Raw genomic sequence first — 18,101 nt, 5'->3', positions numbered from 1 at the left:
GTCTGCTTTGCAGCGGATGGGATCATCCGCCCTACTCTCCACTCTCCAGTTAGTTGCGCCTCTTGGTTCCAGGCCTGCGAATGTGCACGCTCTTGCGCTGCTAGGCGTGAGAGACTCTGCGGGCAGGCAGTTCCAGCGTGAAGCGCGCCCCTTTGTCCGCGCCATCGCTAAACGCAGACAGCGTCCCTCCCATCTCCTGGGCCGCAATGACCGCGCTGTGCAGGCCGAAGCCATGGCCGTCGGGCTTCGTAGTGAAGCCGTGGGCAAAGATACGCTCCATGTGCTGCGTCGTGATGCCGACGCCATTGTCCGCCACACTGATGCGCAGGAGCTCGTCCTTCAACCCGACGGACAGCTTCACAATGTGGGGGCGGTCAGTGATGTCCCTGTAAGCCTGCTTGGCGTTGCTGATCAGGTTGACCAGGATCTGCATGATGCGGCTGCGGTCCAGCAATAGCTCGGGTGTGACGGCATAGTCTTTTTCGACCACGATACGGTGGCGCGAGAGCGAGTCGGCGCTGATGCGCAGCGCGTCCTCCACAAGCTCCTCGGGGTGTAAAGCCACCGTCACGCTGCCGGCGCCTGCGTAGGCCTGCTGCATCGCGATAACGTCCTTGATGTGCTCCACGCCGCGCGCCAGGCCGCCGAGCTCCTTCAGCATGTCCTCGCGCTCCGAGTCCAGCGTGGCGGCGAGTTGCGCCAGGTAGCCGGGCAGCATCTGGCCTCGGGGGTCTTCGCTCATGAAGGTGCCGAGCCTATCTTCGTGTTCCTTGAGCAATTGCGCCGCACGGGCCACGCCAGCCTGTTTGGAGACCCTGGCCTTGTCGATCGTGATCTGGGTCGACACATTGAGGCTGTTGAGTACATTGCCGACGTTATGCAGGACATTGGTGGCGATTTCCGCCATTCCTGCCTGCCTGGCCGAGGCCGCCACGACGACCTGAGCCTCCTCCAGTTCGCGAGTCCGCTCGAGCACCCGCTGTTCCAGCCCCTCGTTCATGGTCTGCAGTGCGCGGTTAACGCGGTTAACCTCGGCATGACTGCGCACCACATGTACGACCGCGTAGATAAAGAGCGCGATCAGCACAGCGGAGAAGCCGAGCATGTACAGGCGGTACTGCTGCACATGCTCGGTGGTGCGCCTTTGTTCTTCGTTCAGCGTGGCCGTGATCTCATCGAAGTACTTGTCGGTGGGGACGGCAGCGATCTGCGCCAGCAGATCGTGCACGGTGATCTGTTCCTGAAGCATGGTATGCACCAGGTCCACAAAGCTGGTCAGCCGTGCGCGCTGCGCAGGTGACAGAAGCCGGGACTCCTCGCTGCTCAGCAGAAAGGTGAACTCAGCACTCAGCGCCAAGGCCTGTGCGGACGATGCGCCCTGGCCGTAGGCCGTGGTGCGGGCGAAGAGCCGGTTGGTTTCCGCCAGCATGCTGGCGGAGGCCGCGACCGGAGCGGCTGCGCGGTCAGACAGCGCCGCCTGCAGTTTCTGCATCGCGATCGGCACGCGTTTCATGGCATCGCGCAGCCGCGTGTGGTGTTCCGTGAATTGCCCGATCAGAGTGGCCTTGCTCTGTACGGCGGCTTGAAGGGCGGTGCTGGAGGCATCCAGCAGGGGTCGGCTGTCCTCGCCCATGAGCGCCAGTTGGGCCTGCAAGGTCTGAAGGTGGTCCTGGACCTTGCGCTGGGCCTCGCCGAAGTTGTGGTAGCCCTGCACAATGCCGATCTGGGTCTTGAGGACTTCCAGTACCCACTCATCGTCTAGCTGCCGGGTCTGGGCCAGGACCGCCGAGCTCTCGAAATAGTGCTCCCCCCCGCCGCTGCGCGTCTGAGCCAGCAGGGCTCCGAAGATAGCCAAGAGCACCAGCGCCAACGCCGCGATACGCCACTGCGGTGAGCGCCAAGCTGCCGCACCGCGCACTGGTGCAGGCCCGGCCCTGCGCGGGGCTGGGAGATCGGAGGCCTGGGGCAGGACCGCGGTATTCATGCGGCCTCCCGGGCAACGGCTTCCTGAGGCTGGCGGATCGGCAGCGTGACGCGGAACGTCGTGCCCTGGTCGATTTCGCTGTGCACATCGATGCGACCATGGTGGCGCTTGACAATGCCGTAGCTGATGGAGAGCCCCAGCCCCGTGCCCTGGCCCACGGGCTTGGTGGTGAAGAAGGGGTCGAAGATGCGGTGAAGCATGTGGGGGGGGATGCCCTTGCCCGTATCGGCCACCTCGAACCATGCCTCGGCATCGCCCGTGCCCGTACGGATGGTCAGCGTGCCGCGCTCGGGCCCCATGGCTTGGGCCGCGTTCACCACGAGGTTCATGACCACCTGGTTGATCTGCGCGGGCAGGCATTGGATCAGGGGGAGCGAGCCGTAGTCCTTGACCACGTCGGCCGTGTACTTGATCTCGGCCGCGGCGATGTTGATGGAGGAGTCGATGCCCTGGTGCAGGTCGGCGTCTATCCAGTCCTGCGTGGACTCGGCCCGGGAGAAGTCCTTGAGGTCCTGCACGATCTGGCGGACGCGTACCGCGCCATCCAGCGATTCCCGCAGCAGGATGGGAATATCCTCGACCAGATAGTCGAGGTCCACGGCCTTCCGCTGCGCGGCCAGATCGGCGGACAAGGTGAGTGAGCCGAGGCTGGACTCCGCCGCCTTGTAGGCATCAATCAGTCTGAGCAGACTATCGGTATAGCGCTGCAGCGTACCGAGGTTCGACATCACGAATCCGATGGGATTGTTGATCTCGTGGGCGATGCCTGCCACGAGCTGGCCCAGCGCGGACATCTTCTCAGTCTGCACCAGTTGCGCTTCGAGCTGCTTGCGCTCCCTGATTTCTGCGTGGAGTGCGTTGTTCGCAGCTTCGAGATCGTGGGTGCGTTCTTGGACCGTGCGTTCCAGCTGTCCGGTGTGGCGGGCCGCCTGCCGGGCCAAGTGCCATTTTTCCGTCAGTGCCGAGGCGAGCTGGCGCACCTCGATGGGGTCGAACGGTTTCTTGAGGATCAGCAGGCGGTCCTTGGTATCGAGCCTCTCCAGGATCTCGGTCCACGAGTGATCCGAATAGGCCGTGCACACCACTACCTGCAGCTGCGGGTCCTGTGCCCAGAGCCGTTCGATGGTCTCGATGCCGTCCCAGCCTGGCGGCATGCGCATGTCGACGAAGGCGAGGGCGTACGGGGCACCGGACTCCTGGGCCCGGATGAGTAGCGCGAGCGCCTCCTGCCCTTGATAAGCGGAGTCCAGCACGAAACTGGACGCGGATGACGAGGCCGTGTCGCCGAACAGCACGGCTTCGGCAGCTTCCAGTTCCGGCGAGGAGCTGTCCCGCTGCAGCACCTTGCGATAGTCTTCGTGGATGGAAGGCATGTCGTCCACAAGCAGAATACGCCGGTTCTTCATGGTGTCGGTTCCTTTGCAGCAGTGCTTACATGCCTCTGGGGGGCAGGACCTCGCCCTGGGGACCTAGTTCGATTTGGGTGATGCCCGGCTCCATCGCCTCCAGGCGTCGACGTTCCGCCTCCGCCCCGCTGATCTCTCCGATCTGCACGCGGGCGATGTCGACCAGATTGCGCTCCTGTTGCGCCGCTTCCGCCTTGCCGAGCGCCTGCCGGAACTGCTGGGCCAGCTCGCTGTCCACCCAGGGCTTGATGAGGTAGCGGAAGACCTCCACCTCGTTGAGCGCATGCACGATGGTGCCGGAATCCGAAGAGGCGCTCAAGATCATGCGGACGGCATGAGGCTGGATAGCGCGTACAAGGCCCAGGAACTCGCTACCCGTCATGAGCGGCATGCGGAAATCGGAGACCACGACGTCGAAAGTGGTCTCGCGCAGCCGGCTCAGCGCAGCTTCGGGATCCACCGTGGTTTCGATGGTGACCCCCGACGGAAGGGATAAACGCAGGGTACGCTGGAGCGCGCTCAGCACGCTGGCATCGTCGTCAAGAAGCAGGATACGCTGTGGCATGGTGTCCTCATGAAGCTCGGATGGGAAGTTGAATCGGCAACTCTTCGTGCGCTGCACGCAGTTGGATGCGTCGGATCAGCTCGGCCGTCAGGACATGCCCGGCCGGCAGGAGCACCACCCCCGCCCCGGACAGGAAGTCCCGGGCGAGGGTCATGCCCGGCCGCAGATCCGTCGGCGAGGTGGGAATCGGAGGGGCCTCAGGGATAGGAGCAGCATCCAGCAGCAACTGCAGAAAGGCATCCACAACCTCGGGATCGAACTGCTTGCCCCGGCCATGCGCAATCATCGTGCGTGCATCCGCGGGGCTGAGGGGGCTGCTGCTCAGGTGCCCGATCTGAAGGTCATCGTAGGTGTCCGCGACGGCCAGAATCCGCGCACCGATCGGAATGGCCACTGCACTGAGCCCATCGGGGTAGCCGCTGCCATCGAAGTGCTCATGGTGGTGGCGCACCAGGGTCGCGACGGCATAGGCGTCGTCAATGGCCAGCAGCAGTTGTTCCCCCTGGCTGGTGTGCTGCCGGTACTTGCCGAGTTCCTCGGGGTTCAACCGCGGCACGGGCCTGGCCAGCATGCCGTCGGGCAGGGTGATATGTCCTATGTCGTGGATCAAGGCGGCAACGAAGGCGTCCTGCTGCTCGGACTCGCTCAGTCCCATGACCTTCGCCGTGCGACGGGTCAGATCCGCCACGCGGTGTGAATGGCCTGCAAGCGGCCCGCCGCGCCATTCGAGCAAGTTAGAGAACATGCGAATGCTGGCCACGTAGCTCTTCTTGAGCTTCTTGTGGGCCTCTGAAAGCTCGGCCGTGCGTTCAAGGACCTTGTGCTCCAGAGTCGCATTCAGCTGGGCCAACTCTTTGTTCTGTGCATGCGCCACCGCTTCGAGCCGTTCCTTTTCGCGCTGAAGGATCTGGTAGTCGGAGATCTGCTGCACCACGGTCAGCAGTTCCCGGTCGTCCCACGGCTTGGTGAGGTAGCGGTAGACATGGGCCGCATTGATCGCCGCGATGGTGGACTGCAGATCGGCGTAGCCGGTCAGCAACACCCGGCCGACTGCCGGCCAGCGTTCGCGTACCCGGGCGAGCAACTGCGCACCATCCATGCCGGGCATACGCATGTCCGAAATGACCAGGTCAATGGATTCGGCCTCGAGCAAGGCCAGCGCCTCCTCGCCGCTGCTCGCCAAGTGCACGGCATGGCCTGCGCCTCGCAGCAGTCTCCGCAGTGCCGCTGCGATATGCGGCTCATCGTCCACACACAGAATACGTGCCGCCGGTGAAGGGAAAACACCTGCGGGCACTGCCTCGGCAAGGTCCATCCGTATCCTCCTTCTGCAGTGAATGGGATTTGGCGGCATCCAGGCCAGCATCTGAACAATGGCTAGCGGATGCCTGTCCAATCCGAGACGCCAATATGATTGATTTTTTCGTTGTCTGATATAGGCAGCACTACCATTCATAAACGGCGTTGTTGCATCAATCAAGTTGAGACGAGTGAATTGACCAGCTTTTCTCGATGACGTGAAGTGCCATGGAATGAAAGCATCAAGCTGCGCGTACGACTGCCATATCGCAGTGATGAGTCGGCTGTGATCTAGGGCGCGACAGGCTGTTGACGATCCATGGCCGTCATATGCATCGGCGCTACCGCCAATTCATCATTTCTGGAGCGAGTAAACCTCCGGCTGTAACCTGGTGACAGAATGCCTCACCGATCCAGCGCCAGTTCCCACATGGAAAATTCTTATTCGCTCAATCGACAGCAGTTCCAAGCAGTATCGGCACTTGCTGGTCATCAGCGTTATCGACATTTCATTGGCCGAGTATCGGACTGGCAATTTGTGTGGGGACTGAGAAATGAAGATGGATGGGTGACAGCCTCAGACAGCAACGGAAACCTTGTGTCTCCCTTTTGGCCACATCCCGATTACGCGATTGTTTGTGCAGATGGCGAATGGGCGGGCAATTCCCCAGCGAGCATCGAGGTTCGCCATTTCTTGAGTCGTTGGCTTCCCGGTATGGAAAAGGATGGCTTGCTTGCGGCCGTATTCCCAACGCCAACAATTCAGGGAGTAGTCGTTTCGCCGCGCCAGTTGAAAAAGGATATTGAAGAAGAACTCTCTCGCTTAGAGTGAATGGAAATATCTCGAAATTCCGCTTCTGGCTGATTCTGTTGAAAAACTCGAAAGCTGTTGAGCAGCCTACGTCGGTCGGAAAATCTACCTTTCAGATCGCTCTAGGAGCGGCGATCTCACATGTGGGAAGGGGTAAGGCACCCCCAAAAACATGATTCAAGGAGGTGCTAGGGAGTTTTTCAACAGAATCGGCCGGACGCCGCCGCTCACAACCAGCGGACTGGTCGGTGATAAAAGCCTGCCAACAAGCAGGCATTTTTGTTTGTGCGCCGACAGCAGCGACTTCCGGAGCATCACGCTCTGGCTCTGAACTGTCCTGAATTCCGCCTGACCCCAGAACTGAAGCGAGCTAATCAGCATTGCTCAGCCATGGCTGCATATCCTTGCCAATGCGTTGAGCGAGACGCTTGAGCCTAGGCAGGTAGCGTTGTTCTATCTCGGCGGTCTGCACTGCGGTCTTGGGGAAGATCAGATTGACCCCGCCAACCAGTCTGCGCCCGCACATGACAGGAACGGCAATCGCTGCGAACGGAGCCTCTCGGTCCCAGTCGCCATCATTGACGGCATAGCCACGGGTGCGGGTTTCGGCAATCAGCTGCTCTATACCTGCCGAATCCCGGGCCATTGCCCCAATGCTGTCGCTGCGTTGACCGAGCAAGGTCAGCAGCCCCTTGCGTTCTGATACCGTGCAGGCCGCAAGATAAGCGCGCCCCATGGCCGTGAAGAACAGCGGCAGCTTTTCACCGATCTTTCCACGGTGCTGAGACAGCATGCTGAAACGGTGGGTGCTTTCACGCACGACCATGAAGCCCCCCTCCAAAGTCCCCAGATCACAGGGCCACATCAGATCAGGCACGGCAGCACGCATCAAGGGCAACGCCACCTTTTCCACCCAGTCGTCATCCACAAAACCTTCGCTCAGGCTGCGCACCACGAAGGTCAGGTAGTACTGCCCTTCTTTTTCACCGCGGCGCACAAATCCCTCGGCGCGCAGAGTCTCGAGAATGCGCTTCACCGTGGTGCGATGCACCCCGCAGACCTCGGCGAGTGCCGTGGTCGTGGCGATTCCCCCGGGGGCCCGGTTCAAGGCCTGCAATAGGGCCAGCCCGCGCGACAGCGAGCGCACTTCCTTGTAGTCGCTGTCCGCTGCCGCTTTCAAAGAATGCGATGAAGATGCCATGACGCAAATCATAGGGTCAGACGGCAGCCTCCGTGCTGCCAGCCCAAGCCACCGCGAGGTGGCTTTTTTACGTCGCCCCTCTGAGCCACAGGGTTAGCCCGATGCTTTATGTGCACCTGGTGCACTCTGTTTTCAGCGTGCAGAGGCTTCTTGAGAATGATCAAAACAGCTTGAATTCCTGCAAATTCGATCACGGAGACGCCCAGATGCTTGAAGAAAATCAACACAACACCGACAGCGATGTGACAGATGTGCTCATCGTCGGCGCCGGCCCGGTGGGACTGACCTTGGCCAACACCCTGGGGCTGGCCGGAGTCGGAGTTCTGGTGATTGAAAAGCTGGATCGCATCATCGACTACCCGCGCGCCATAGGCATTGATGACGAGTCCTTGCGCACCATACAGGCCGCGGGTCTTGCCGGGCAGGTACAAGCCCACATCACGCCCGATCACTGGATGCGCTTCTATACGGCCTCCGGCCAGTGCTTTGCATCCATTGAACCGCGCACCGACGAATTTGGCTGGTCGCGCCGCAACGCTTTTATCCAGCCCCAGGTGGATGCCATTCTTTACGAGGGCCTCAAGCGCTTTCCCAAGGTCCGCGTGTTGCTGGGCCAAGAGCTGCAGCAGTTTGCGCAAACCGATTCCGGCGTAAGCGCCGAAGTCATGGGCGCCGACGGCCGACAGCGCTCGCTGCGTGCCAAATACATGGTGGCCTGTGACGGCGGCAACAGCTTTGTGCGCCGCAGCTTGGACGTGGGTTTTGAAGGCCGCACCAAACCCAATCAGTGGATTGTCGTGGACGTGCGCAACGATCCTCTTGGCACACCGCATATCGGCATGCATTGCGACCCCGAGCGTCCCTATGTTTCCGCGGCCCTGCCCCATGGCATTCGCCGCTTTGAATTCATGGTCATGCCCGGAGAGACGGAAGAGGAGCTCTCCAAACCAGAAAACCTGGCCCAGCTCATGCGCAAAGTCGTGGCAGATCCCGACAAGGTGGACTACATACGCAAGCGCGTTTACACGCACAACGCCCGCCTTGCCGACCGGTTCCGCGTAGACCGCATTCTGCTGGCCGGCGACGCCGCCCACATCATGCCGGTCTGGCAGGGCCAGGGCTACAACAGCGGCATGCGCGATGCGAGCAACCTCGCCTGGAAACTGGCCATGGTGGTCAAAGGCCAAGCCGGGGAAGCCTTGCTCGACAGCTACGAGAAAGAGCGCCGCAGCCATGCGCGCAGCATGATTCACCTGTCCGAAGTCGCAGGCGACATCTTCGCGCCCGAAAGCCACGTCGCGGCCAAGGTGCGCGATACCGTGATGCTGGCACTGAATGCGGTGCCGCCGGTGAAGCAGTACTTCGCCGAGATGCGTTTCAAGCCCATGCCGCGATATGAGCAAGGCGTGGTGCTGCACCAGAGCGCGACAAACAACCAGGGAGCAAGAGCACCATTTGAAGGCCTGCTGGACCGCTCCGGCAATACGCCGCTGAGCCGTCTGCTCGGTCTGATGGCGGAAAAAAAGGACTCGCTGCTCGGCCGTCTGGTCCATGGTCTGGAAGCGCCTCAGCCCAGCCCCGTCGGGCGCATGTTCATCCAGCCGCCAGTTCTCACCTCGCAAGGCCAAACGCTGCGACTTGACGATCTGATCGGCCTGAGCTTTGCCATCATTGCCTGGGGCACGGACCCCTGCCACGGAATGGACGATGCGGCGCTAGCTTTCTGGCAAGGTATCGGAGCACGCTTCATCCGCGTCATGCCGACCGGACAGATGGCCCACCCCTCCCCCGTCCGCGAAAGCGTGCTGACGGTTGGCGATGCCCAGGGCCGCATCAAGGACTGGTTTGGCGCACAGACCAAGTCCATCGTCTTTGTACGCCCCGACCGCTTTGTCGCCGCACTTGCATCGCCTCAAGAAGTTTCAAGCGTCACACACCAGCTAGCCCGCGTGCTGCATGCGCCCCTGCCTTCCGCCAAGTCTGCAGCGCGGTCTCTGCAGCTGGAGGCGCTTGCATGATGCAAGCCACCATTCATACCGCCCGGCGCGCGTTTCTGGGCATGTCGCATTCGCCGCTGCTGGGCCTCAACCCCATCAGCGACGAAGACCAGCAGGCCTTGGACACGGCCGTCGCGCAGGCCAGGGCCGCCGTCCATGCTTTCGCTCCCGAACTCATCATCCTGGTCGGCCCCGATCACTACAACGGCTTCTTCAACGAACTGATGCCGCCGTTCTGTATCGGCAGCGAGGCCACGGCGGTTGGCGACTATCTGTCGCCGGCCGGTCCCCTGCACGTTCCCCATGACGCGGCCATTGCGCTGGCAAGCCATCTGATGGACGCGCATTTTGATATTGCCGTGTCAAGGCGCATGCAGGTGGACCACGGTTTTGCTCAGGCGCTGCAGGTGCTGTGGGGCGATGAGCTCAAAACGCCGCCCGTCATCCCCATTTTTCTGAACGCCGTTGCACAGCCCGGGATTGCACGCCTTGGCCGCTGCGTCGCGCTGGGCCAAGCCATTGGCAACTTCCTCGACAAGCTGCCTCAACGCACTTTGCTGATCGGCTCCGGCGGCCTGTCCCACGAGCCTCCGGTACCCACGCTGGAGCATCCCGACCCAGCGGTCCGCGAGCGCATCACCGTCAAGCAGACGCCAACCCATGCCGAACGCGAGGCCAAGACCGAACGCGTCAAGGCAGCGGGGATGGCGCTGGCCAAAGGCGAGGCCTGGATGAAGCCTCTGAACCCCCGCTGGGATCTGCAATGGATGGAGGCCATGGCCAGCGGCAATCTGGAAGAGCTATGCGCCATGAGCGAGCAATCGATTGCCGATGAGGCCGGCAACTCGGCCCACGAATCCAAGACATGGCTGGTAGCGCGCAGCGCCCTGCCCTTGAACACCGCACTGCCCTGCCCCGTGCGGACCTACCGCGCCATTCCCGCGCTGATCGCCGGCTATGGACTGATGCTGATGCACAGCACCCGATAAGCAAACGAGAGACCCCATGCCTGAATCCCTTCAGAACATCGCCCTCTGGGCCGAGCGCCTGCGCCAGGCCGAAGCTACGGCCACTCCCATTGCCCCGCTGCGCGCTGAAATCCGCGACAGCGACACGGCCTATGCCGTGCAACTGGCCAATGTGCAGCATGCCCAACGCCAGGGCCGGCGCATCGTGGGCCGCAAGATCGGCTTGACGTCCTTGGTCGTGCAACAGCAGCTGGGCGTGGATCAACCCGACTTTGGCACCTTGTTTGCCGACATGGTCTTTGGCGACGATGAAATCATCCCTCTGGCACGCACCTTGCAACCCAAGGTGGAAGCCGAAGTGGCTCTGGTGCTGGAGCGGGACCTCGATCTGGCAGACGCCACCCTGGTCGATGTGATCAACGCCACGGCCTATGCGCTGCCCGCCATCGAGATCGTCGGCAGCCGCATCGAGAACTGGAATATCCGCTTCATCGACACCGTGGCCGATAACGCATCAAGCGGTCTGGTGGTGCTGGGCGCCGTGCCCGCCAAGCTCAATGCTCTGGACCTGAAGCTTTGCGATATGCGCATGACGCGCAATGGCGAAACCGCATCCACCGGCTCGGGCGCTGCCTGCCTGGGCCATCCCTTGAATGCCGCCGCCTGGCTGGCGCGCAAGCTGGCCTCCCTGGGGCAACCGCTGCGCGCAGGCGATCTGGTGCTGACCGGTGCGCTCGGCCCCATGGTGCCGGTACAGGCTGGCGATCGCTTCGAGGCTCACATCAGCCAGCTGGGCAGCGTCCGCGCGCAATTTGGTCAGTAGTTTCGTTCCCGCAGTTGCATTTCAATAAATCAGGAGACAAGCTTATGTGGAACCGTCGCACCGCTATTTCTTCGGCCCTTGCCGCCATCGCCGCACTGGGCGCCCCGCTGGCCATGGCGCAGGGCTTTCCGAATCGCCCGCTCACCATGGTTGTGCCGTTTCCCGCCGGAGGCATCACCGACGCCGTGGCACGCGCGCTGGCCAGCAAGGTGGGTGATCAACTGGGCAAGCCCGTGGTGGTCGACAACCGCCCCGGCGGCGGGGGACAGATTGCCGCCGCCTATGTGCGCCAGCAGGCTGCCGACGGCCATACGCTGTATGTCGGCGCGACAGAGATGTTCGCGATCAACCCCACCTTGTTTCGCCACTTCTCCTATGACCCCATCAAAGACTTCGCGCCGGTAACCTCCTTGATTTCGTCTCCCCTGGTGCTGGTCGTCCCGGCCAACAGCCCCATCAGCAGCGTCAACGACCTGGTGCAGCAGGCCAGGTCGCGCAAAGGCGGGCTGAATTTTGCATCGCAAGGGATAGGCTCCATTGGCCATCTGCTTGGCGAGACCTTCCGCGGCAAAGCCGGCGGCAACTACAACCACGTGGCCTACAAGGGCTCGGCTCCGGCACTGCAAGACGTGATGGGCGGGCAGGTGGATTTCATGTTCGACCCCGTCATCACCACCGCGCCGCTGATCGCCGGCAAAAAGCTCAAGCCGCTGGCCATTGCCGCCGACAAGCGCTCGCCGCAACTGCCCGATGTGCCCACGCTGACTGAACTCGGCATCCCCGGCGTCAATGCCGGCGTGTGGTTTGGTGCGGTCGTCAAGGCTGGCACGACGGCGAGCACTGTGGATCGCCTCAACGAGGCCATCACCAAGGCCATGAAGGACCCCGAGGTGCTCAAGCGTTTTGCCGATCAGGGCATGCAGCCCTTCCCATCGACACCCTCGCAGTTCGGCAGCTATATGCAAGCCGAGCTGGCCCGTTGGGCACCGCTGATCAAGGCCAGCGGCGCATCCATCGATTAAGTTCTCCGAAGACGATTCATATGACGCACAAGCTCAAGGCCGCCATCATAGGCAGCGGCAATATCGGCACGGATCTGATGATCAAGATCCTGCGCCACGGCAAGCACATCGAGATGGGGGCCATGGTCGGCATCGACCCCCACTCCGACGGCCTGGCACGCGCCGCCCGCATGGGCGTGGCCACCACCCACGAGGGCGTGGAAGGCCTGACTCGCATGCCCGGGTTCGCCGATATCGATTTCGTGTTCGATGCGACCTCGGCTTCGGCACACGTGAAGAACGAGGCCTTGCTGCGCTCGCTCAAGCCCGGCATCCGCATGATCGACCTCACGCCGGCGGCCATCGGCCCGTACTGCATTCCCGTGGTCAATGGCGAGCAGCATCTGGGCGCGCCGAATGTGAACATGGTCACCTGCGGCGGCCAGGCCACCATCCCCATGGTGGCCGCAGTCTCGCGCGTGGCCAAGGTGCACTATGGCGAGATCATTGCCTCGATCGCCAGCAAGAGTGCCGGCCCCGGCACCCGCGCCAATATCGACGAGTTCACCGAGACCACGTCCAAGGCGATCGAAGTCGTGGGCGGCGCCACCAAGGGCAAGGCCATCATCATCATGAACCCGGCCGAGCCGCCGCTGATCATGCGCGACACGGTCTACACCCTGAGCGCGCTGGCCGACGAGGCCGCCATTGCCGCATCGGTAGAGCAGATGGCCGCTGCCGTGCAGTCCTATGTGCCGGGCTACCGCTTGAAGCAGAAGGTGCAGTTCGACCGCATCGACACCCCGATCCGCATCCCCGGCGTGGGCGATGCGCTCACCGGGCTCAAGACCTCGATCTTCCTGGAAGTCGAGGGCGCCGCCCACTACCTGCCCGCTTACGCCGGCAACCTCGACATCATGACCAGCGCCGGCCTGCGCACCGCCGAGCACATGGCCGAACGCATGCTGGCAGCTCAAGCCCTGGCCGCCTGAGGAGACAACACCGTGAATCCCAACAAAAAGATCTATATCTCCGACGTCACGCTGCGCGACGGCAGCCATGCGATCCGCCACCAGTACAGCGTGGAGCAGGCCGGGCGGATTGCGCGGGCCCTGGATGAGGCCAGGGTCGACTCGATCGAGGTTGCCCACGGCGACGGCCTGCAAGGCTCCAGCTTCAACTACGGCTTTGGCGCGCATACCGATCTGGAGTGGATAGAGGCCGTGGCCAGCGTGGTCAAGCACGCCAAGATCGCGACCCTGCTGCTGCCCGGCATCGGCACCGTCCATGACCTCAAGGCCGCCTACGAAGCCGGCGTGCGCGTGGTGCGCGTGGCCACCCATTGCACCGAAGCCGATGTGTCCAGGCAGCACATCGAATACGCGCGCCATCTGGGCATGGAGGCCGTGGGCTTTTTGATGATGAGCCATATGCAGACCCCTCAAGGCCTGGCGCAGCAAGCCAAGCTCATGGAGAGCTACGGCGCAACGTGCTGCTATGTGGTGGACTCGGGCGGCGCCTTGGGCATGAACGACGTGCGCGATCGTTTCAGGGCCTTCAAGGACATTCTGAAGCCCGAGACCCAGACCGGCATGCACGCCCACCACAACCTGAGCCTGGGCGTGGCCAACTCCATCGTGGCCGTGGAAGAAGGCTGCGACCGTGTGGATGCCAGCCTAGCGGGCATGGGCGCCGGCGCGGGCAATGCTCCCCTGGAGGTGTTCATCGCAGCCGCCGAGCGCCTGGGCTGGAACCATGGCACGGACCTCTACAAGCTCATGGACGCCGCCGACGACATCGTTCGCCCCTTGCAGGACCGCCCGGTGCGCGTGGACCGCGAGACGCTGGCCCTGGGCTATGCCGGGGTCTACAGCTCCTTCCTGCGCCACTCCGAAGCCGCGGCCGCCAAATATGGACTCAAGGCCGTGGACATTCTGGTGGAGCTGGGCAAGCGCCGCATGGTCGGAGGGCAGGAAGACATGATCGTCGATGTGGCACTGGACCTGCTGCACCAGCGCGCAGCCGCCGCGGCCTGACCACCCGAAACAAGCCGTGCCCAAAGCGGCGCGGCCCACAAGGAGATTCCAATGAATAGCAACATCAGCGAAGAAGCCAGCAGCCGCTTCATCACCATTACCGAAGACGGAAAGCCGCTGCAGCTGCATTACCACGATGTGGGGCGCGGCGACAAGGTCGTCGTCATGCTGCATGGCTCCGGGCCGGGAGCCAGCGGCTGGTCGAACTTCCACCGCAATATCGAACCTCTGGTCGACGCCGGCTATCGCGTCATCCTGCTGGACTGCCCGGGCTGGAGCAAGAGCGATTCCATTCTGAGCACGGGCTCACGCTCGGACCTCAATGCCCGCTGCCTCAAGGCCGTGCTGGATCTGTTGGGCATCGCCAAGGTGCACATCATCGGCAACTCCATGGGCGCGCACAGTGCCGTGGGCTTTGCACTGGCCAACCCCCAAGCCATCGACAAGCTGGTTCTGATGGGCGGAGGCACGGGCGGCCCCAGCCAGTTCGTGCCCATGCCCACGGAAGGCATCAAGCTGATTGGCGCGCTCTACCGCGAACCAACGGTGGAGAACCTCAAACGCATGATGAATGTGTTTGTCTACGACGCCAGCAGCCTGACCGAGGAGCTGTACCAGCAGCGCCTGGCAAATATTCTTGCGCGCCGCGACCACCTCGAGAATTTCGTGAAGAGCCTGCAGATCAACCCCAGGCAGTTCAGCGACTACGGCCACCGCCTGCCGGAAATCAAGGCCAAGACCCTGGTGATCTGGGGGCGCGACGATCGCTTTGTGCCCCTGGACATCGGCCTGCGCGTGATCTGGGGCATCCCCAATGCCGAAATGCACATCTTCAACCAGTGCGGTCACTGGGCCCAATGGGAACATGCGGACACCTTCAATCGCATGGTTCGGGAGTTCCTGGCTCGATAAGTGAACGCAATGCTCCCCAAGGCCGCGCCGGCGTGTAGGCCCATCGGCTGAGGAGCAGATCGCGGCTATTGCCGCGCGGGCTCAGATCTCCATCGTCTGGCCCAGCTCCGGCACGCTCACATTGAAATGCAGCTGCTGCCGCAGTTCCCGGGCCAGGGTCTGGGCCGCATCTTCTTCGCCGTGAACCACAAAGGTCTGGGCCGGCGGCTTGGCGAATGCAGCGGCCCAGTCCAGCAGCGCCTTCTGGTCGGCATGGGCAGAAAAACCGCCCAGCGTATGCACGCTGGCGCGCACCTCGACCTCCTCGCCAAACATGCGCACCTGCTTGACGCCGTCGACCAGGCGCCGACCCAGCGAGCCCCGGGCCTGAAAACCGCAGATCAGGACCGCACATTCGGGCCGGGACAGATTGTTGTGCAGATGGTGCAGCACGCGGCCCGCATCGCACATGCCGCTGGCCGAGATGATCACGGCGCCGTTTCTGATGCGGTTGAGCTTGATCGACTCCTCCACATCGCTGATGAAGTGGATATGGGGCGACTCCTTGAGTTGCCGGGCGCTGGCTAGCAGCTGCTTGGCCTCCTCATCGAACACCGCAAAGTGCTTGAGCGTGATCTCGGTGGCGGCCACGGCCATGGGCGAATCCACAAAGATCTCGACATTGGGCAAGCGTCCCTGCTGGATCAGCTGCACAAAGTGATAGAGCAGCTCCTGGGTGCGGCCCACGGCAAAGGCCGGAATGACCACATTGCCATGGGGCACGGTGCGCGTGACGACCTCTACCAGCTCGTCCAGCGTGTCCTCAGTATTCCGGTGCAGACGGTCGCCATAGGTGGACTCGATGAGCAGCACATCGGCCTGTGCTATCGGTGTCGGGTCGCGCAGGATCACGCGGCCGGGCTGGCCCAGGTCGCCGCTGGCCACCAGCTTTTTCGTGCCGCCTTGGCCATCGGCCAGCCAGATCTCGGCGATCGCCGAGCCCAGAATATGCCCTGCGTCCTGGAAGCAGAGCCTGACCGAGGGATGGGGCTCGAACTGCTTGCCATAGGGCTTGGCCTGGACCAGTTCCATGGCCCTTGCCACATGGGCCAGGGTGTACAGCGGCTGCGCCTGGTAGGCGTCCTTGTCGCTCTTGCGATCGTGGTGGCGCTTGGCATAGCGCTCGGCTTCGATCTGCTGGATATGGGCACTGTCCTTGAGCAGCACATCCAGCAGGTCCCTGGTGGCCGATGTCGTGTAGATCGGACCCTTGAAGCCCCGCGCCGCCAGCTTGGGCAACAGGCCGCTGTGATCGATATGGGCGTGGGTCAGCACCACGAAATCGATGCGCGCAGCATCGAAGGCAAAGGCTTTTTGGTTGTGCTCGTCGGCCTCGCGCCCGCCCTGAGCCATGCCGCAGTCGATCAGAAAGCGGCAGCCATGCGCCTCCACCAGAAAGCAGGAGCCCGTGACCGACTGCGCCGCACCGTGAAATGTGATGTTCATGAAGCACTCATTGACGATCCACATGGACCGTCAATGAATCTAGCACCACTCGTAGCTGCGTCGCCAGACGAGTCGGCCTTGGCTTGACCTGCATCAATGCGGCCCGCTGTCGAGGCGCCTGTGGCCTCGCGGGCCCTGCGTCAGCGGCTGCTCGCCAACTGCTCTGCGCGATCCCAGCCCCCGCCCAGCGCGCGTATCAGTGCCACCGTCGCGGTGTACTGCGCGGTGCGCACCTGCAGGGCCTGACGCCGGTTGCGCAGCTCGTTGCGGCGCGCGTCCAGCAGCTCGAGCTGGCTGACCAGGCCATTGCGGTAACGCACGTCCGACAGGTGGGTGGCGCGCTCGGACGATTGCACGGCCTGCCCCAGCACCTGGGCCTGGCCTGCGAGCAGGCGCAGAGCGCTGAGCTGATCCTCCACCTCGCGGAAGGCTGCCAGCACCTGGCCGCGCTGGGCCGCCACGGCAGCCTCCAGACGCGCGCGCGCGCCCTCCTCCTGCGCGGCGCGCTGGCCGCCGTCGAAGATGGGCAGCGACAGCAGCGCACCGATTCCCCAGGAGCGCGCCGACCACTTGAACAGGTCGCCCAGCTCGGGCGAGGCATAGCCGCCATTGCCCGTGAGCGTGATGGCCGGGAACCATGCGGCCTGGGCCACGCCCACGCGTGCCTGGGCCGCGAGCACCGAGGCCTGGGCCGCGGAAACATCGGGACGGCGCGCCAGCACGGTGGCGGGCACGCCCGGCGGAATCACGGGCAGCGTCGCATCGCCCGACGCTGAAGCCAGCGTGAAGCCGGTGGCGACATCGCCCACCAGCACGGCCAGCGCATGTGTGAGGGCCGACTGCTGGCGCTCCAGTGCCAGCGCCTCGGCCTCGGTGGCCGAAACTTCGGTCTGCATGCGCGCCACATCCAGCTCCGCCGCATCGCCGCCCCGGTAGCGCTTCTCGATCAGCGTCAAAGTCTCACGGTAGGCCGTCAGGCTTTGCTCGACCAGCTGGTGCTCGGTCTGCAGCGAGCGCAGCTGCAGATAGGTCTGGGCCACATCGGCCTGCACCATGAGGCGCGTGCTCTGCAGCAAGGCCTCACGTGCATGGGCGTCTTCGCGCGCAGCCTCGCTGGCACGCGACAACCGGCCGAACAGATCAGCTTCGTACGAGAAGCTAAGACCGGCCGTGACCAGGGTTGCGGGCTGCATGCCGTTGGCGGTATTGGCCCCGGCCTGACGCAGGGCGCCGCCCGAGGCACCGATCTGCGGCTGGCGCTGCGCATCGGCCGAGCGCAGCAGAGCGCGCGCCTCGGCCAGGCGCGCGGCGGCGGTCTGCACATCGGTGTTGGCCTGGCCGGCGCGCTCCACCAGGACGCTGAGCTCGGGGTCGGCAAACGCCAGCCACCAGGCGCCGCGCGGCTGGGCCTCGGCCGGAGCTGCCGTCGTCCAGCCAGCGGCAGCTTGCTTCCCGGTGCTGAAGCTCGCGGGCACGGCCAGGCCCGCATGCTCCGCCACCGCGGGCGGCGCGCTCGCGCAGCCGGCCAGCACCAGGGCCGCCATCAGCGCGCTCAGCGGCAGCGCCAGGGATCGAATGCGTTGCATCGCGTTCATATCGGAATCCATTCTCGA

The 18,101-nt window shown here is 63.4% G+C and carries 15 protein-coding genes; 8 read left to right on the top strand and 7 right to left on the bottom strand.

The window, feature by feature from the left end; genetic code table 11:
• Positions 1–100: 100 nt before the first annotated feature.
• The 4 genes from AB6724_RS13695 to nosR are packed head-to-tail and all read right to left on the bottom strand — an operon-like array spanning position 101 to position 5,270.
• A complete protein-coding gene (locus AB6724_RS13695) occupies positions 101–1,984 on the bottom strand; it encodes a DAHL domain-containing sensor histidine kinase (RefSeq protein ID WP_369339086.1) in 1,884 nt (627 codons plus the stop codon).
• A complete protein-coding gene (locus AB6724_RS13690; RefSeq protein WP_369339085.1) occupies positions 1,981–3,390 on the bottom strand; it encodes an ATP-binding protein in 1,410 nt (469 codons plus the stop codon). The genes AB6724_RS13695 and AB6724_RS13690 overlap by 4 nt, the downstream gene beginning before the upstream one ends.
• 25 nt (positions 3,391–3,415) lie before the next feature.
• The gene (locus AB6724_RS13685; protein WP_369339084.1) at positions 3,416–3,955 is read right to left on the bottom strand and encodes a response regulator; all 540 of its coding nucleotides are present in this window, start codon (positions 3,953–3,955) and stop codon (positions 3,416–3,418) included.
• A 7-nt stretch (positions 3,956–3,962) separates the two neighbouring features.
• The gene (nosR, locus tag AB6724_RS13680; protein ID WP_369339083.1) at positions 3,963–5,270 is read right to left on the bottom strand and encodes a response regulator c-di-GMP phosphodiesterase, NosR family; all 1,308 of its coding nucleotides are present in this window, start codon (positions 5,268–5,270) and stop codon (positions 3,963–3,965) included.
• A gap of 414 nt (positions 5,271–5,684) precedes the next feature.
• Between nosR and AB6724_RS13675 the strand changes: the two genes are divergently transcribed.
• Positions 5,685–6,086, top strand: coding sequence for a DUF2750 domain-containing protein (locus AB6724_RS13675; protein WP_369339082.1), 402 nt, complete (start codon positions 5,685–5,687; stop codon positions 6,084–6,086).
• Positions 6,087–6,435: 349 nt separating this feature from the next.
• On the opposite strand, the gene AB6724_RS13670 is transcribed toward AB6724_RS13675, so the two are convergent.
• A complete protein-coding gene (locus tag AB6724_RS13670; RefSeq protein WP_369339081.1) occupies positions 6,436–7,266 on the bottom strand; it encodes a DNA-binding transcriptional regulator in 831 nt (276 codons plus the stop codon).
• Between the two features lie 206 nt (positions 7,267–7,472).
• On the opposite strand from AB6724_RS13670, the gene AB6724_RS13665 reads away from it, so the two are divergent.
• Genes AB6724_RS13665 through AB6724_RS13635 form a run of 7 tightly spaced genes read left to right on the top strand, consistent with a single transcriptional unit; the run spans position 7,473 to position 15,003 of the window.
• A complete protein-coding gene (locus tag AB6724_RS13665; protein ID WP_369339080.1) occupies positions 7,473–9,284 on the top strand; it encodes a bifunctional 3-(3-hydroxy-phenyl)propionate/3-hydroxycinnamic acid hydroxylase in 1,812 nt (603 codons plus the stop codon).
• A complete protein-coding gene (locus tag AB6724_RS13660; RefSeq protein ID WP_369339079.1) occupies positions 9,281–10,252 on the top strand; it encodes a 3-carboxyethylcatechol 2,3-dioxygenase in 972 nt (323 codons plus the stop codon). Before AB6724_RS13665 ends, AB6724_RS13660 begins: the two co-directional genes overlap by 4 nt.
• Before the next feature lie 16 nt (positions 10,253–10,268).
• A complete protein-coding gene (gene mhpD, locus AB6724_RS13655) occupies positions 10,269–11,054 on the top strand; it encodes a 2-keto-4-pentenoate hydratase (protein ID WP_369339078.1) in 786 nt (261 codons plus the stop codon).
• Between the two features lie 44 nt (positions 11,055–11,098).
• Entirely contained in the window at positions 11,099–12,076 is a 978-nt protein-coding gene (locus AB6724_RS13650; protein ID WP_369339077.1) for a Bug family tripartite tricarboxylate transporter substrate binding protein, read from the top strand.
• 20 nt (positions 12,077–12,096) lie between these two features.
• On the top strand, positions 12,097–13,047 hold the full coding sequence (locus AB6724_RS13645) for an acetaldehyde dehydrogenase (acetylating) (protein WP_369339076.1): 951 nt from the start codon (positions 12,097–12,099) through the stop codon (positions 13,045–13,047).
• Between the two features lie 12 nt (positions 13,048–13,059).
• Positions 13,060–14,091: a 4-hydroxy-2-oxovalerate aldolase gene (gene dmpG / locus AB6724_RS13640; RefSeq protein WP_369339075.1), complete on the top strand. Its 1,032-nt coding sequence runs from the start codon at positions 13,060–13,062 to the stop codon at positions 14,089–14,091.
• A gap of 51 nt (positions 14,092–14,142) precedes the next feature.
• Positions 14,143–15,003, top strand: coding sequence for an alpha/beta fold hydrolase (locus tag AB6724_RS13635; protein ID WP_369339074.1), 861 nt, complete (start codon positions 14,143–14,145; stop codon positions 15,001–15,003).
• Positions 15,004–15,084: 81 nt separating this feature from the next.
• On the opposite strand, the gene AB6724_RS13630 is transcribed toward AB6724_RS13635, so the two are convergent.
• Positions 15,085–16,488 carry an MBL fold metallo-hydrolase RNA specificity domain-containing protein gene (locus tag AB6724_RS13630; RefSeq protein ID WP_369339073.1) on the bottom strand — a complete coding sequence of 468 codons (1,404 nt, stop codon included), beginning with the start codon at positions 16,486–16,488 and terminating at the stop codon, positions 15,085–15,087.
• A gap of 140 nt (positions 16,489–16,628) precedes the next feature.
• The gene (locus AB6724_RS13625; RefSeq protein WP_369339072.1) at positions 16,629–18,095 is read right to left on the bottom strand and encodes an efflux transporter outer membrane subunit; all 1,467 of its coding nucleotides are present in this window, start codon (positions 18,093–18,095) and stop codon (positions 16,629–16,631) included.
• Positions 18,096–18,101 lie beyond the last annotated feature (6 nt).

Source organism: Comamonas guangdongensis, assembly GCF_041079535.1.
GTDB lineage: Bacteria > Pseudomonadota > Gammaproteobacteria > Burkholderiales > Burkholderiaceae_C > Comamonas > Comamonas guangdongensis.
This window is presented reverse-complemented; position numbering and strand designations above follow the sequence as displayed.